Origin of the sequence: Formosa undariae, from assembly GCF_042427615.1 — a bacterium.
Classification (GTDB): domain Bacteria; phylum Bacteroidota; class Bacteroidia; order Flavobacteriales; family Flavobacteriaceae; genus Formosa; species Formosa undariae.
Genome location: NZ_JBHMEZ010000013.1, coordinates 76616 through 90796, shown reverse-complemented (window position 1 = coordinate 90796; position 14181 = coordinate 76616). Strand labels below are relative to the sequence as shown.

Genomic DNA, 14181 nt, shown 5'->3' with positions numbered 1-14181 from the left:
TAATAGCATTATATAAATAAAAAGAGGCTACCCTATTTAGGGTGGCCTTTTTTTTTATATTTGCGTGAAAAAAATTATGAAGTATATAATAATATTATTATTCAGTGGTTTTATTAGTACCACGATTAGTGCTCAAACAAATACTAACACGATGGTTGATGCCTCAAATGAGCATCAAGTTAGTGCATTACCAATTACTGCAGGTGCAACCATTTCGACTTATAATGTAAATAAGAGCTCAGATATAAAGGGGTCTATTTATTTATATGATGATTGGTATAACGATGGTAAAATCTTCTTTTCTAACAATGCTAAAGCATATAGTTTGCCTACCTCAAATTTTAATATTCAGTCTAGACGATTTGAAATGAAGTATGCCAAGGATTCTTTATTTGTAATAAATTCATCTCATATAGATAAAATTATAATTCGCGATAAAACCTTTAAGTTATTTAAAGATCCTGATTATAATAGTAATGCTCTATTTGAGGAAATTTTTTCTTCAGATGATATATTGTTAGTTAAAAAATATAAACTTGCTGTAAACGAGGGTCAGGTTAATCATATGACAGGTCGTAAACTTAGTCCAGACAAGTATATTAAAAAGGAGATATATTATATTTCAAAACATCCAGAGCAGGAGGATTTTAATGAAGTTAATTTTAATAAAAAATTAGTATATAGCTTAGTCGACAAGGATAATCAAGATAAAGTGAAGGCTTTTTATAAAGAAAAGAACTTGTCTTATAAAGATGAAAATGATTTAAAAATTCTTCTTAATTATTCTAAGTCTTTATAAGTTTAATCAATTTTGTAACGTATTTTAAAAAATGAAATATCAAAAAAGAAATAAGGCAGTTGTATTGTTAGCCGATGGTACTATTTTTCATGGTAAAGTTGTGGGGAATAGAGAAGGTACTGCATTTGGAGAAGTTTGTTTTAATACTGGTATGACAGGGTACCAAGAAATTTTTACAGATCCTTCGTATTTTGGACAATTAATGGTGGCTACCAATGCACATATTGGGAACTATGGTACTGAAGAAAGTGAAATTGAATCTGATGGAATTAAAATTTCTGGATTAATTTGTAAAAATTTCAGTTACAATTATTCAAGACCTTCAGCCGATTTAAGTTTAGAAGATTTTCTAAATAAAAATAATTTATTGGCTGTTTCAGATATAGATACACGTGCACTTGTAAGTTACATTAGAGATAATGGAGCCATGAATGCTGTTATTTCTACAGATGTGGATAATATAGAAGGTCTTAAGGCGAAACTGAAGGATATTCCTGAAATGAACGGGCTTGAGTTGGCTTCAAAAGTGTCTACTAAAGAACCTTATTTTGTAGGAGACGAAAATTCAGATATTAAAATTGCTGCTTTAGATTTAGGTATTAAAAAGAATATCTTACGAAATTTAGCTAAACGTGGGGCTTACATTAAGGTGTTTCCTTATAATTCTACTTTCGAAGATTTAAGTGCTTTTAATCCTAACGGATATTTCTTATCTAATGGACCTGGTGATCCTGAACCTTTAACTTCTGCTCAGGAAGTGGCAAGAGAAATTATAAAGAGAGATTTACCTGTATTTGGTATTTGTTTGGGGCATCAAGTTATTGCCTTAGCGAATGGTATTTCTACCTACAAAATGCATAATGGGCATCGTGGTATTAACCATCCTGTTAAAAACTTAATTACTGGTAAAGGTGAAATAACATCTCAAAACCATGGTTTTGCAGTCAATAGAGAAGAGGTTGAAGCCCACCCAGATTTGGAAGTGACTCATGTGCATTTAAATGATAATACATTGGCTGGATTAAGAATGAAAAATAAGAATTGTTTTTCAGTTCAATATCATCCGGAAGCAAGTCCTGGACCAAACGACGCCAACTATTTGTTTGATCAATTTATAGAGAATATCAAGAAATAAATATTAAAAACCTCAAAAAAAGCTTGCTTTATTTGAGGTTTTTTTGTTACGAAAACAATGTAGTAATATTATAAGATAAATATAACCTTATTTCTTAAAATGTAGACTTACAATTTTGTAATTTAGTGTTTTATAACAAAAAAATTAACTTTTTAAATACTAATACGATGAGTAGAATTATCAAGATTCATGCAAGACAAATTTTAGATTCCCGTGGAAATCCAACAGTTGAAGTAGATGTAGAAACAGAAATTGGAGCATTTGGAAGAGCAGCAGTTCCTTCAGGAGCATCTACAGGAGAGCATGAAGCAGTAGAATTGAGAGATGGTGGAGATTCTTATATGGGAAAAGGAGTTTCTAAGGCTGTAGATAATGTAAACAGTATTATAGCTGAAGAATTATTAGGAATGTCTGTATACGATCAAAATCAAATTGATCAAGTCATGATAGATTTAGATGGAACGCCTAACAAATCAAAATTAGGGGCTAACGCAATTTTAGGGGTGTCTTTAGCAGTAGCTAAAGCAGCAGCTTTCGAATTAGGAGTGCCTTTATATCGTTATGTAGGTGGTGTTTCTGCAAATACATTACCAGTACCAATGATGAACATCATTAATGGTGGTTCTCATAGTGATGCGCCTATTGCGTTTCAAGAATTTATGATCATGCCTGTTAAAGCTAAAAACTTTACACATGCAATGCAAATGGGAACTGAAATTTTCCATAACCTTAAAAAAGTATTACACGATAGAGGTTTAAGTACTGCTGTAGGTGACGAAGGTGGATTTGCTCCAACTTTAGAAGGTGGAACAGAAGATGCTTTAGACTCTATTAAATTGGCTGTAGAAAAGGCTGGTTATACATTCGGAGATGATGTTATGGTTGCTTTAGATTGTGCTGCGGCAGAATTTTTTGTTGATGGAAAATACGATTATACTAAATTCGAAGGTCCAACAGGTAAGATCAGAACTAGTGAAGAACAAGCTGAATACTTAGCTGAATTATCTGCTAAATACCCAATAATCTCTATTGAAGATGGTATGGATGAAAATGACTGGGCAGGTTGGAAATTACTTACTGACAAAATTGGAGATAAAGTGCAATTAGTTGGTGATGATTTATTTGTAACTAACGTAGAGCGTTTATCTCGTGGTATCGAAGAAGGTATTGCAAATTCAATTCTAATTAAAGTTAACCAAATTGGATCTTTAACAGAAACTATCGCAGCAGTAAATATGGCTAAAAATGCAGGGTATACTTCTGTAATGTCTCACCGTTCTGGAGAAACTGAAGATAACACTATTGCAGATTTAGCAGTAGCATTAAATTGTGGTCAAATTAAAACGGGTTCTGCTTCTAGAAGTGACCGTATGGCTAAATACAACCAATTATTACGTATCGAAGAAGAATTAGGAGATGTAGCTTATTACCCACAAGGGAAAGCTTTTAAATTCTAATATTTTTTTAAAATATATTCTAAAAACGATTATTTGTGAAAATAATCGTTTTTTGTTATTTATATATTTACGTATTAATTAATTATTGATATTGGATTTATATTAATAATTAGTAATAGATTTTGTATTTTAGCGCGAATCAAGAAAAAAAACAAAAAAACATAAGTATATTAATATGTCAAAACAAGCCACAATTGAAATCGATGGGGAAAAGTACGAATTTCCTATAATAACAGGAACTGAAAATGAAGTCGCAATCGATATAACTACTTTAAGAACTGCTACAAAAGGAGTAATTACGTTAGATTCAGGTTTTAAAAACACTGGGTCTTGTGAGAGTGCTATTACCTTTTTAGATGGTGAAAAAGGAATTTTAAGATATCGTGGTTATTCTATAGAAGAACTTGCTCAGAAAGTAGACTTCTTAGAAGTTACTTATCTTTTAATCTTTGGAGAATTACCTACAAAAGCTCAGAATGATAAATTTCATGATGATATTAAAGCGCAATCGGCAGTCGATGAAGATATAAAGAAAATTTTAGATGCTTTTCCAAGGACCGCACATCCAATGGGAATAATATCTTCTCTAACAAGTGCTTTAACAGCATTTAACCCGTCTTCTGTGAATGTAAATTCAGAAGAGGATATGTATAAAGCCATCGTTAAAATTTTAGGTAAAATGCCTGTTTTAGTAGCGTGGACTATGCGTAAGAAACAAGGTCTTCCTTTAGATTACGGAGATGACGAATTAGGATATGTAGAAAATATTCTTAAAATGATGTTTTCTAGACCTAGTACTAAATATGTACAAAACCAAGTTTTAGTAGATGCGTTAGATAAATTATTAATTTTACATGCAGATCATGAACAAAATTGTTCTACATCTACAGTAAGAATAGTAGGTTCTGCTCATGCAGGATTATTTGCTTCAATTTCTGCTGGTATTTCTGCCTTATGGGGACCACTTCATGGTGGTGCTAATCAAGCCGTTTTAGAAATGCTTCAAGCTATAGAAGCTGATGGTGGTGACACTAAGAAGTATATGGCTAAGGCGAAAGATAAGAATGATCCATTTAGATTAATGGGATTCGGACACCGTGTATATAAGAATTTTGATCCAAGAGCAAAAATCATTAAAAAAGCGGCAGACGATGTACTAGAGGCTTTAGGAATAGAAGATCCAATCTTAGAAATAGCTAAAGGTTTAGAGAAAGAAGCTTTAGAAGATCAATATTTTGTTGATAGAAAATTATATCCAAACGTTGATTTCTATTCAGGTATCATATACAGAGCAATGAATATTCCACAAGAGATGTTTACTGTTATGTTTGCAATCGGACGTTTACCAGGTTGGATCGCACAATGGAGAGAAATGCGTTTAAGAAAAGAACCAATTGGTCGTCCTCGTCAATTATATATTGGTGAAACACTAAGACCTTTTATTGAAGTTGAAAATCGTTAGTAGATAACGATTTTATAATCAAATGTCATTTTGAATAATTTTAAAGCATAATTTTGTTTTATAAATATTCGGAATGACATTTTTATTTAAAAAGATATGTTGTCATTAAAAGTAACAAATGAAACCTCGCGGTTACGTGCCGTTGTATTAGGAACAGCTATTTCTAACGGTCCAGTGCCTTTAATTGAAGAAGCTTACGATCCGAAGTCCATTGAACATATTAAGGCAGGAACCTATCCTTTAGAAGCCGATATGGTTAAGGAGATGGAAGCTGTTGCAGAAATCTTTAAAAAGTACAATGTAAAGGTCTTTCGTCCTAAACTTATCGAAGATTATAACCAAATTTTTGCTAGAGATATTGCATTTGTAGTTGGTAATAAATTTATAAAAGCAAATATACTTCCCGATCGCGAACAGGAGTTAGAAGCACTTCAAGATGTTATTAATTTAATTCATCCAGATCATATTATTACACCTCCAGAGGAAGTACATATCGAAGGAGGAGATGTAATGCTTTTTAACGATCATATTTTTATCGGAACCTATAAAGGAGACGATTACTCAAGTCATATTACAGCACGTACCAATCTTGAAGGTGTGAAATTTATAAAAGAGCTGTTTCCTGATAAAATTGTAAAAGAATTTGATCTGGCTAAATCAAATATAGAGCCTAGAGATAATGCATTACATTTAGACTGTTGTTTTCAACCAGTTGGTAGAGATAAAGCTATAATTTATAAAGATGGGTTTAGAGACGAATCTGATTATTTGTATTTAGTAGATTTATTCGGAGCATCTAATCTGTTTCATATATCAAGAGATGAAATGTATAATATGAACAGTAATATATTTTCTATTGATGAGAATGTTGTCATTTCAGAAGTGAAATTTCTTAGACTAAACACGTGGTTACGCTCTAAAGGTGTAATCGTAGAGGAGGTTCCTTATGCAGAGATTTCTAAACAGGAAGGTTTATTACGTTGTTCTACTATGCCACTAATTAGAGACTAACTGAAATCTATTTTTGTAAGACGCTTAAAGGTATAATACTATTGGTTTTTAATTAGTTTCATTTACATTTGTTGTAGAATGCATAACACACTTCAAGGCTATATACCAGAACATTCAATTCCTCAAGTATTGGAATTACTGGCTAACGATAAACTCGATTTTATTGTAAAACGAGAACGTAAAACGAGACACGGAGATTATAGAAAATTGAAGAATGGGAGACATCTCATTACAGTTAATTCTAATTTGAATTCATATCGGTTTTTAATTACCCTAATTCATGAAATTGCTCATTTTGAAGCCTTCCAGAATTATGGACAGTTTATAAAACCACATGGTAAAGAGTGGAAATTTACTTTTCAGCATTTAATGTTGCCTTTTTTAAATCCAAAGGTATTTCCCATTGATCTATTACCTTTATTAGCAAATCATTTTAAAAATCCGAAGGCAACTAGTGACACAGATCATATTTTATCTTTAGCTTTAAAACAATATGATGATAATTCGGATAAAACTTATATTTTTGAAGTGCCGCGTGGTAGTATATTCAAAATACATAATGGTAGGCAATTTAAAAAAGGTAATAAGCGTGTAAAACGTTTTGAATGTATTGAAATAAAAACGGGAAAAACGTATTTATTTAACCCGAATGTAGAAATAGAACTTATTTAATAACAAGTAAGAATGAACAAGAATAATTACGCCATTATTATGGCAGGCGGAGTAGGCTCAAGATTTTGGCCTATAAGCAAAAACAGTTTTCCAAAACAGTTTCACGATATGTTAGGAACTGGAGATACTTTAATCCAAAAAACATTTCAGCGTTTAGCAAAATTTATTCCTAAACAGAATATTTATATTCTTACTAATGCCGACTATAACGACCTTGTTTTGGAACAACTTCCAGAAGTGTCTCAAGAGCAAGTGGTTTTAGAACCAGCGATGAGAAATACCGGACCTTGTATTTTATATGCTGCATTAAAAATTCAGAAGGAGAATCCAGATGCTTTAATGTTAGTAGCTCCAAGCGATCATTGGATCGAAGACGAAGATGCGTTTGCTAAAAATGTAGTAACGGCTTTTGATTTTTGTCAGGAAAAAGATGCTTTAATGACATTAGGTATTCAACCGACATTCCCAAATACAGGATATGGATATATCGAATTTGATACAGAAACAGAAAATGTTGTAAAACAAGTAAAGCAATTCAGAGAAAAACCAGATTATGAAACAGCAAAATCCTTTATAAAGCAAGGTAATTTTGTATGGAATGCTGGTATTTTTATGTGGAGTGTTTCGAGTGTGGTAAAAGCATTTAAATCTAATCAACCAGAATTATTTCAATTATTTGAAAACGGAATTCCCGCATATAATACCGAATTAGAATCTGAATTTATTGCGGAAAATTACGAGAAAGCAGAAAATATTTCTGTGGATTATGCAATTATGGAAGGGGCGAAAAATGTTTATGTTTTATCTGCCGAATTCGATTGGAACGATTTAGGTACTTGGGGAAGTTTATACGATAAGTTAGATAAAGATGCCGATAATAATGCCGTTGTAAACGCTAGAACTTTAGTAAAAGATGCAAGTGGTAATATGATTAGAACTAAGGGCGATAAAATTGTTGTCGTAGAAGGTTTAAATGATTATATTATAATAGATAAGGATGATGTCCTTTTAATTTATCCAAAAGAGAAAGAACAAGATATAAAACAATTGCGTAATAAAGTTAGGGACGTGTTTGGAGATGAATACTGTTAATTTATGAGCGAAAATAAATTTAATTTCGAAGAGGATGAAGCAGACAAAGTGAAAGCTTCAACACAAAAATCGACTGTAGAGAATTCTAAGGAAGGTATTAAGAAAGATGCGAAAGGCTTACTTGAAAACCTTAGGAATTTTTTGTCAGAACTTTTAGATTTCAGACAAGATACAGATCAGCAAGCGACTATAGATGCGATTAAAGGAGATATCCCTTTTAAAGGTGCTACCGCTTGGATTTTGATTTGTTCTATCTTTGTCGCCTCTATCGGATTAAATGCAAATTCTACAGCAGTGGTTATTGGTGCCATGTTAATCTCTCCCTTAATGGGGCCTATTTTAGGAATTGGATTATCGGTTGCAATTAATGATATCGATACGCTTAGAAAATCCCTTATTAATTTTGGGGTCATGATACTATTAAGTGTTTTGACCGCATTTTTATTTTATAAATTTTTCCCTTTACAAGAAGAATCTTTAGAGTTATTAGCACGTACAAAACCTGATATTAGAGACGTTCTTATTGCCTTTTTTGGTGGTGCGGCGCTAATTATAGCGCGTACTAAAAAAGGAACAATCGCATCTGTGATTTTTGGTGTAGCGATTGCAACAGCCTTAATGCCTCCTTTATGTACAGTAGGATATGGATTAGCTGTCGCTTTCGACGATTTCTCTAAAGGAATTGGCTATGCTTCAGGTGCTTTTTACTTGTTTATAATAAATACTATTTTTATTGCTTTAGCAACGTTTATTGCACTTAAGATTTTACGTTTTCCAATGATTAAATACGTAAATTCTAAGAAAAGAAAGCGTATATCACAAATAGCTTCTGTATTAGCTATAGTAGTTATGATTCCTGCAATGTGGACATTTGTAGATGTTTTAAAAGAGAGCAATTTTAATAGAGAAGCTCAGTTATACTTAGACCGAGAATTAAAAGGGTTGCCACAATATGAGTACATTAAAAAGAATGTTGTTTACAAATATTCGAATAGTAAAGACGGTTCTATTTTTGAATTCAATACCTATGGTTTAGGTTATATTCCTGTAGAAACTATCCAACTATTAAAGGCTAGATTAGCGGATTATCCTTCTTTACAAAATTCTCATTTTGTATTCAATCAAAATAGTTCAAATGTGGATAACGTGAAATATATGGAGCAATTACGATATCGTGATTCTTTAGATTTACTTTCTCAAACTCAGAAAATTGCGTTTTTAGAAAAAAAAGTTGGTCAGCTGCAGTATTTAGAAGATAAAACGATTCCGTTTGAAAGTATCCTTAAAGAGGTTCAAATTAACTATGATAACTTGGTCTCATTTAGTTATGCTCCTGTAATTACCTCAAATTTTAAAAAGATTGATACGGTGCCTGTTTTCGGAGTAAGTTGGAAAGAAGGCATGAAGGAAGAGTCTTTAGTAAAAGATCAAGATAAGTTAGAGCGTTGGTTAAAATATAAATTAAAGTTAGATACTTTAGTTATCGAACGTGTGAAACATTAATTGTTTTCTTCGATATACATCTTACGTACCTTTTTAAATAACTCTGAGGAATAAACAAAGTCTGTTACAACTTCATTGTCCGTTCTAAAAATGGTGTCTTTAGAACCTTCCCAGGCCTTTAGACCATCTTTTAAAAATATAATTTTTTCGCCAATTTCCATCACCGAATTCATATCGTGAGTATTTATAACGGTGGTAATATTGTATTCGTTTGTGATTTCTTGAATAAGATTATCTATAACAATAGCTGTTTTTGGGTCTAATCCAGAATTGGGTTCGTCGCAAAATAAGAACTTTGGTTTATTCACTATGGCACGTGCTATAGCAACTCGTTTCTGCATACCTCCGGAAGCTTCAGAAGGAAGTTTATTGTGAGCTCCTTCTAGATTTACACGTTTTAAAACAAAGTTAACACGGTCGTCCATTTCACTGTTACTTTGTTTAGTAAACATCTGTAAAGGAAATTTTACGTTTTCAGCAATCGTCATAGAATCAAATAAAGCACTGCCTTGAAACACCATGCCTATTTCTGCTCTAATTTCACGTTTTTCTTCATCAGATAATTTTGAAAATATGCGTCCTTCATATGCAATACTTCCAGACTCATAATTGAATAAGCCTAAAAGACATTTTAAAAATACTGTTTTACCAGAACCACTTTGTCCGATAATAAGGTTTGTTTTTCCTTTTTCAAACGTCGTGCTAATTCCTTTTAAAATGTGAGAATCTCCAAAGGATTTCTGTAAATCTTTAACTTCAATCATTAGCTTAATAAGATTTGTGTTAGTATAAAATTCAATGTTATTATGGCAACACTGGTCCAAACAAACGATACTGTACTTGCTTTACCAACATCTAAAGCTCCACCTTTCATATAAAAACCATGATATGCCGGAATGGTTGCTAAAAGTAATGCAAAACCAATGGTTTTTATAAAAGCATATGCAATATGATATGGAATGAAATCTTCTTGAAGTCCAATAATATAATCGTTTACAGATGCAAAATTACCAAAAGCACATGCCGCTAATCCACCTACAATTCCTAAAAACATAGAAATAGAAATAACAAAAGGATATAGCATTAATGCAATCAATTTAGGGAAAACTAAATAGTTAAGCGCATTAATTCCCATTACCTCCAAAGCGTCTATTTGCTCTGTTACACGCATAGTACCAATACTAGAGGTGATAAAAGATCCTACTTTCCCTGCCATAATTATGGAAATAAAAGTGGGAGCAAATTCTAAAATTACAGATTGCCTAGTGGCAAAACCTATTAACGATTTCGGTATTAATGGATTATCCATATTTAAAGCTGTTTGAATAGTAACAACACTTCCAACAAAAAAGGAAATGAATGCAACTATACCCAAAGAACCAATAATTAAATCATCGATGTCTTTAAGAATGAGTTTTTTCATAACCGACCACTTCGTCGGTTTCTTGAAAATCTCAATAATCATTATGGCGTAAGCGCCAATACTGTGCAGATAGCTCATAGAATGTTTTGTAAGTGCTAAAGTAAATAAATACTATAACTTATTTAATGATTATTTAAGTTAAGAAAGATTTTAAAATCTTAATTTTGTTTTAGAAATAATATAATGTTTATGAAAAATTCAATTTTACTTTTTACAGCTTGTTTACTTTATGTTGCAGGTTTTGCACAAAAAGCTCAAGAAACTGAGTCTTCAAAAATATACGTAAAACCAAAGTTAGTGGTTGGTATAGTAGTTGACCAAATGCGCTACGATTATTTAACTCGATTTTATAATAAATATGGTGAAGGTGGGTTTAAGCGCATGATGGATGAAGGTTTTAACTGTAAGAATAATCACTTTAATTATATCCCTACATATACGGCACCTGGGCATGCCTCTGTTTATACAGGGACGTCTCCTGCTAATCATGGTATTATAGGGAACAATTGGTACGACAAGGAAACTAAAAGCAGTGTATACTGTGCTGGCGATGAGAATGTAACTCCTGTAGGAACTGAGGATGTTGCAGGGAAGATGTCTCCAAGTCGTATGTTAACGACAACATTCGCAGACGAAAATAGATTATTCACTCAAATGGAAGGTAAAACTATCGGAATTTCTATTAAAGATAGAGGGGCTATTTTACCTGCAGGTCATACGGCAAATGCGGCTTACTGGTTTCATGGTAAAGATGAAGGCGTATTTATCTCGAGTACATATTATCAAGAAGAATTACCTAAATGGGTAACAAAGTTTAATTCATCTAAAACTGCAAAATCTTATTTAAAAGATTGGAATACCCTTTATAATATTAAAAATTATACAGAAAGTGGTAGTGATTTAAATGAATTTGAAGGTGGTTTTAAAGGTAAGGATGAGGCAACTTTTCCATATGATTTAAAAAAGCTTAGTAAAAGTAATGGCGGTTTTGATATTATTAAAGCAACACCTTACGGAAATAGTATAGTAGCAGATTTTGCTATAGCAGCAATTAAAGGAGAAGATTTAGGTAAGGATGATGTCACCGATGTTTTAACTGTTAGTTTTTCGTCTACAGATTACGTAGGACATAATTTTGGAGTGAATTCAAAAGAAGTGGAAGATACGTATTTACGTCTAGATAAAGATTTAGAACGTTTATTCAAGATCTTGGATAGTTATGTTGGTAAAGGTGAGTATACAGTATTTTTAACTGCAGACCATGGAGCTGTAGATGTCCCTTCTTATTTGCATTCTCATAATGTACCAGCAGGATATTTTGGTAAAGACGAGTTTAAAGAGAACTTAAATAGCTTTATGGCTAAAAAATACGGAGCTTCAGATCTAATCGAAAACATCAGTAATAATCAGATTTTTTTAAATCGTGATAAAATAGATCAATTAAACTTGAACTTGGGAAATGTACAACAAGAGGTTGCTAATAAATTAATTTCTCTTGAGGATATTTATGTAGCGTATCCTGCCACCGAAATCGGTAACAACGGATATTCAAATGGGATACAAAATTTATTTAAGAATGGATATAATCAAAAACGTTCAGGAGATGTACTTTACCAATATAATCCAGCAGTAATATCTTATAGTAAAACCGGATCTACGCATGGTTCAGGATTAAACTATGATACACATGTACCGTTATTATTCTTCGGGAAAGGAATTAAACATGGAAGTACGTTACAAAAAACAGAAATTATTGATATTGCTCCAACGATTTCAGGAATGTTAGGAATAAGCTTTCCTAATGGTGCTACAGGGCAACCTTTAGAATTTGTTTTAGATAACAATTAAAATTAGCATTTAAAGCTTACAAAATTTATGTAGAAAGTAGTTCTTAGGAGCTACTTTCTGTATAAAAAATAATTATTTACAAGATCAATATAAATACGTTTAGCTTCGTCTTGGGTAATATCTTTAACTTGGAATAATGCATTAGTTTTAAATGCATTTATAATAGGTTTCCCCGAGCTAGGTCTTCCATAATCGTTTGTAGCTTTTTTGTAGTAGGCATACAGGCGTAATAGAAAATCTGCTGGAAAAGGTCCAGGAAGATTACTGATGCGTTCTACGGCATCTCTAAAGTCAATATCTAATTCTTCAGAAGTCATTATAATTCAGCTATAATACTTTCTCCACCTTTAACTTTTTGGTTAAGGCTAACATTAATTTTCGTTCCTAGAGGTAAAAATAAATCTACTCTAGATCCAAATTTTATAAATCCAGAATCACTCGCTTGCATGGCAACATCTCCTACTTTAGCATAGTTCACAATGCGTTTAGCTAATGCTCCTGCGATCTGGCGGTGCAATACTTTTATTTTCTTATTATTTTCTACAACTACCGTAGTACGTTCGTTTTCTTCACTTGCTTTTGGGTGCCAAGCAACTAAAAACTTCCCAGGATGATATTTACTAAATACTACTTTTCCTCCAATAGGATATCGTGTTACATGCACGTTTAAAGGCGACATAAAAACACTGACTTGTAATCGTTTTTCGTTGAAATATTCTTTTTCGAAAACTTCTTCTATAACTACGACTTTACCATCTACAGGAGATAATACCTCATTTTCGTTAAGGATTCCATTTCGTTTAGGGTTTCTAAAGAATTGTAAAATAAGAATTAAGAAAACTAGTAGAGTGAAAAATAATAGGTATCTCAACCATAATATTGATACTAAATTATCAACGATTAAAAACGAAATAACCACTGATACAAAAGTGATTAAAATAATTTTGAAACCTTCCTTATGAAACATAATCTATAAGTCTTAAAAATAAATAAATGAATGGTGCTGCAAAAATAATGCTATCTAATCGGTCAAGTAATCCGCCATGTCCTGGCATAATTACCCCACTATCTTTAACATTAACCTGGCGCTTAAACTTAGATTCTACTAAGTCTCCTAATGTTCCAAATACACTTACAATAATAGCTAAAAAGAGCCATTGAGTAAAGATTAGGGAGTGGGTAAAGGTAGCAATAAAATAGCTAGCAATACAAGCAAAAAATAGACCGCCAATAAAGCCTTCTACCGTTTTTTTAGGTGAGATTTTTTCAAATAATTTTTGTTTCCCAAAGTTTTTACCCACTAAGAAGGCAAAAGTATCGTTTACCCAAACTAAAATAAATGATCCTAAAAGTATACTCGGGTTATATTCATTCCCAAATCTTGCTATCAATAGAAAGAATATAAATGAACTAGAAAGATAAAAGCTGGTTAATAGGAAGCGTTTAAACTTGAATAGTGGAATACCTTTTTTTGAAAATAAATCTTTGGTCAGAAATAAATTCACAAAGATAGAAAGGACAAGTAATATTTGAGTTGCTTCATGAAAGCCTTTTAATTCTGGAGAAAGCATATGCCAATATCCAAAACCAAAATACATAAGTATAAAAATGGCAAAAGGATAAAAGGCTCGAAACTCTATTAGCTTTTTAAATTCAGCTATAGAAATAATTCCAAAAATAAAAAACAGTACTGCTAATGCGTGCTCGTTGTATAAGGATCCAATAAGTAATACTATATATATTAGACCAAATATAGCTCTAGTAACAATTTCTTTCATG

Annotated in this window: 14 protein-coding genes; 9 read left to right on the top strand and 5 right to left on the bottom strand. The window is 32.1% G+C overall.

Features of this window, described 5'->3' with window-relative positions:
- The first annotated feature begins 76 nt into the window (after positions 1-76).
- The 8 genes from ACFFVB_RS15015 (at position 77) to ACFFVB_RS14980 (ending at position 9131) form a co-directional block, all read left to right on the top strand.
- Positions 77-799, top strand: a complete 723-nt coding sequence (locus ACFFVB_RS15015) for a hypothetical protein (RefSeq protein ID WP_382384032.1) — start codon at positions 77-79, stop codon at positions 797-799.
- A gap of 31 nt (positions 800-830) precedes the next feature.
- A complete protein-coding gene (carA, locus tag ACFFVB_RS15010) occupies positions 831-1934 on the top strand; it encodes a glutamine-hydrolyzing carbamoyl-phosphate synthase small subunit (RefSeq protein WP_382384030.1) in 1104 nt (367 codons plus the stop codon).
- 167 nt (positions 1935-2101) lie between these two features.
- The gene (gene eno / locus ACFFVB_RS15005; RefSeq protein WP_382384028.1) at positions 2102-3391 is read left to right on the top strand and encodes a phosphopyruvate hydratase; all 1290 of its coding nucleotides are present in this window, start codon (positions 2102-2104) and stop codon (positions 3389-3391) included.
- A gap of 175 nt (positions 3392-3566) precedes the next feature.
- Positions 3567-4853: a citrate synthase gene (locus tag ACFFVB_RS15000; protein WP_382384027.1), complete on the top strand. Its 1287-nt coding sequence runs from the start codon at positions 3567-3569 to the stop codon at positions 4851-4853.
- A gap of 96 nt (positions 4854-4949) precedes the next feature.
- Complete coding sequence (locus ACFFVB_RS14995; RefSeq protein ID WP_382384025.1) at positions 4950-5864, top strand: dimethylarginine dimethylaminohydrolase family protein; 915 nt, start codon at positions 4950-4952, stop codon at positions 5862-5864.
- A 78-nt stretch (positions 5865-5942) separates the two neighbouring features.
- Positions 5943-6536 (top strand): SprT-like domain-containing protein, encoded by a 594-nt coding sequence (locus ACFFVB_RS14990; protein WP_382384023.1) that lies wholly within the window; start codon positions 5943-5945, stop codon positions 6534-6536.
- 12 nt (positions 6537-6548) lie between these two features.
- Positions 6549-7628 (top strand): mannose-1-phosphate guanylyltransferase, encoded by a 1080-nt coding sequence (locus tag ACFFVB_RS14985; protein ID WP_382384021.1) that lies wholly within the window; start codon positions 6549-6551, stop codon positions 7626-7628.
- Between the two features lie 3 nt (positions 7629-7631).
- Complete coding sequence (locus ACFFVB_RS14980; protein ID WP_382384019.1) at positions 7632-9131, top strand: DUF389 domain-containing protein; 1500 nt, start codon at positions 7632-7634, stop codon at positions 9129-9131.
- On the opposite strand, the gene ACFFVB_RS14975 is transcribed toward ACFFVB_RS14980, so the two are convergent.
- Both ACFFVB_RS14975 and ACFFVB_RS14970 read right to left on the bottom strand, forming a co-directional pair.
- Complete coding sequence (locus ACFFVB_RS14975; protein ID WP_382384018.1) at positions 9128-9895, bottom strand: ABC transporter ATP-binding protein; 768 nt, start codon at positions 9893-9895, stop codon at positions 9128-9130. The two genes, ACFFVB_RS14980 and ACFFVB_RS14975, sit on opposite strands and share 4 nt — an antisense overlap.
- Complete coding sequence (locus tag ACFFVB_RS14970; RefSeq protein WP_382384017.1) at positions 9895-10632, bottom strand: MlaE family ABC transporter permease; 738 nt, start codon at positions 10630-10632, stop codon at positions 9895-9897. Before ACFFVB_RS14970 ends, ACFFVB_RS14975 begins: the two co-directional genes overlap by 1 nt.
- Positions 10633-10743: 111 nt before the next feature.
- Here ACFFVB_RS14970 and pafA point away from each other — a divergent pair, with 111 nt between their 5' ends.
- On the top strand, positions 10744-12402 hold the full coding sequence (gene pafA / locus ACFFVB_RS14965) for an alkaline phosphatase PafA (RefSeq protein WP_382384015.1): 1659 nt from the start codon (positions 10744-10746) through the stop codon (positions 12400-12402).
- 50 nt (positions 12403-12452) lie between these two features.
- Here the strand turns inward: pafA and ACFFVB_RS14960 are convergent, their stop codons facing one another.
- The 3 genes from ACFFVB_RS14960 to ACFFVB_RS14950 are packed head-to-tail and all read right to left on the bottom strand — an operon-like array spanning position 12453 to position 14180.
- Positions 12453-12719 carry an acyl-CoA-binding protein gene (locus ACFFVB_RS14960; protein ID WP_382384013.1) on the bottom strand — a complete coding sequence of 89 codons (267 nt, stop codon included), beginning with the start codon at positions 12717-12719 and terminating at the stop codon, positions 12453-12455.
- Positions 12719-13369: a phosphatidylserine decarboxylase family protein gene (locus tag ACFFVB_RS14955; protein WP_382384011.1), complete on the bottom strand. Its 651-nt coding sequence runs from the start codon at positions 13367-13369 to the stop codon at positions 12719-12721. The genes ACFFVB_RS14960 and ACFFVB_RS14955 overlap by 1 nt, the downstream gene beginning before the upstream one ends.
- Entirely contained in the window at positions 13359-14180 is an 822-nt protein-coding gene (locus ACFFVB_RS14950; protein ID WP_382384009.1) for a phosphatidate cytidylyltransferase, read from the bottom strand. The genes ACFFVB_RS14955 and ACFFVB_RS14950 overlap by 11 nt, the downstream gene beginning before the upstream one ends.
- Between the last annotated feature and the right edge of the window lies 1 nt (position 14181).

Coding starts and splice junctions, on each gene's coding strand:
- ACFFVB_RS14980 (WP_382384019.1), top strand. CDS start 7,632: ATGAGCGAAAATAAATTTAATTTCGAAGAGGATGAAGCAGACAAAGTG.
- ACFFVB_RS14955 (WP_382384011.1), bottom strand. CDS start 13,369: ATGTTTCATAAGGAAGGTTTCAAAATTATTTTAATCACTTTTGTATCA.
- eno (WP_382384028.1), top strand. CDS start 2,102: ATGAGTAGAATTATCAAGATTCATGCAAGACAAATTTTAGATTCCCGT.
- ACFFVB_RS14975 (WP_382384018.1), bottom strand. CDS start 9,895: ATGATTGAAGTTAAAGATTTACAGAAATCCTTTGGAGATTCTCACATT.
- ACFFVB_RS14960 (WP_382384013.1), bottom strand. CDS start 12,719: ATGACTTCTGAAGAATTAGATATTGACTTTAGAGATGCCGTAGAACGC.
- ACFFVB_RS14990 (WP_382384023.1), top strand. CDS start 5,943: ATGCATAACACACTTCAAGGCTATATACCAGAACATTCAATTCCTCAA.
- ACFFVB_RS14985 (WP_382384021.1), top strand. CDS start 6,549: ATGAACAAGAATAATTACGCCATTATTATGGCAGGCGGAGTAGGCTCA.
- carA (WP_382384030.1), top strand. CDS start 831: ATGAAATATCAAAAAAGAAATAAGGCAGTTGTATTGTTAGCCGATGGT.
- ACFFVB_RS15015 (WP_382384032.1), top strand. CDS start 77: ATGAAGTATATAATAATATTATTATTCAGTGGTTTTATTAGTACCACG.
- ACFFVB_RS14950 (WP_382384009.1), bottom strand. CDS start 14,180: ATGAAAGAAATTGTTACTAGAGCTATATTTGGTCTAATATATATAGTA.
- ACFFVB_RS15000 (WP_382384027.1), top strand. CDS start 3,567: ATGTCAAAACAAGCCACAATTGAAATCGATGGGGAAAAGTACGAATTT.
- ACFFVB_RS14970 (WP_382384017.1), bottom strand. CDS start 10,632: ATGAGCTATCTGCACAGTATTGGCGCTTACGCCATAATGATTATTGAG.
- ACFFVB_RS14995 (WP_382384025.1), top strand. CDS start 4,950: ATGTTGTCATTAAAAGTAACAAATGAAACCTCGCGGTTACGTGCCGTT.
- pafA (WP_382384015.1), top strand. CDS start 10,744: ATGAAAAATTCAATTTTACTTTTTACAGCTTGTTTACTTTATGTTGCA.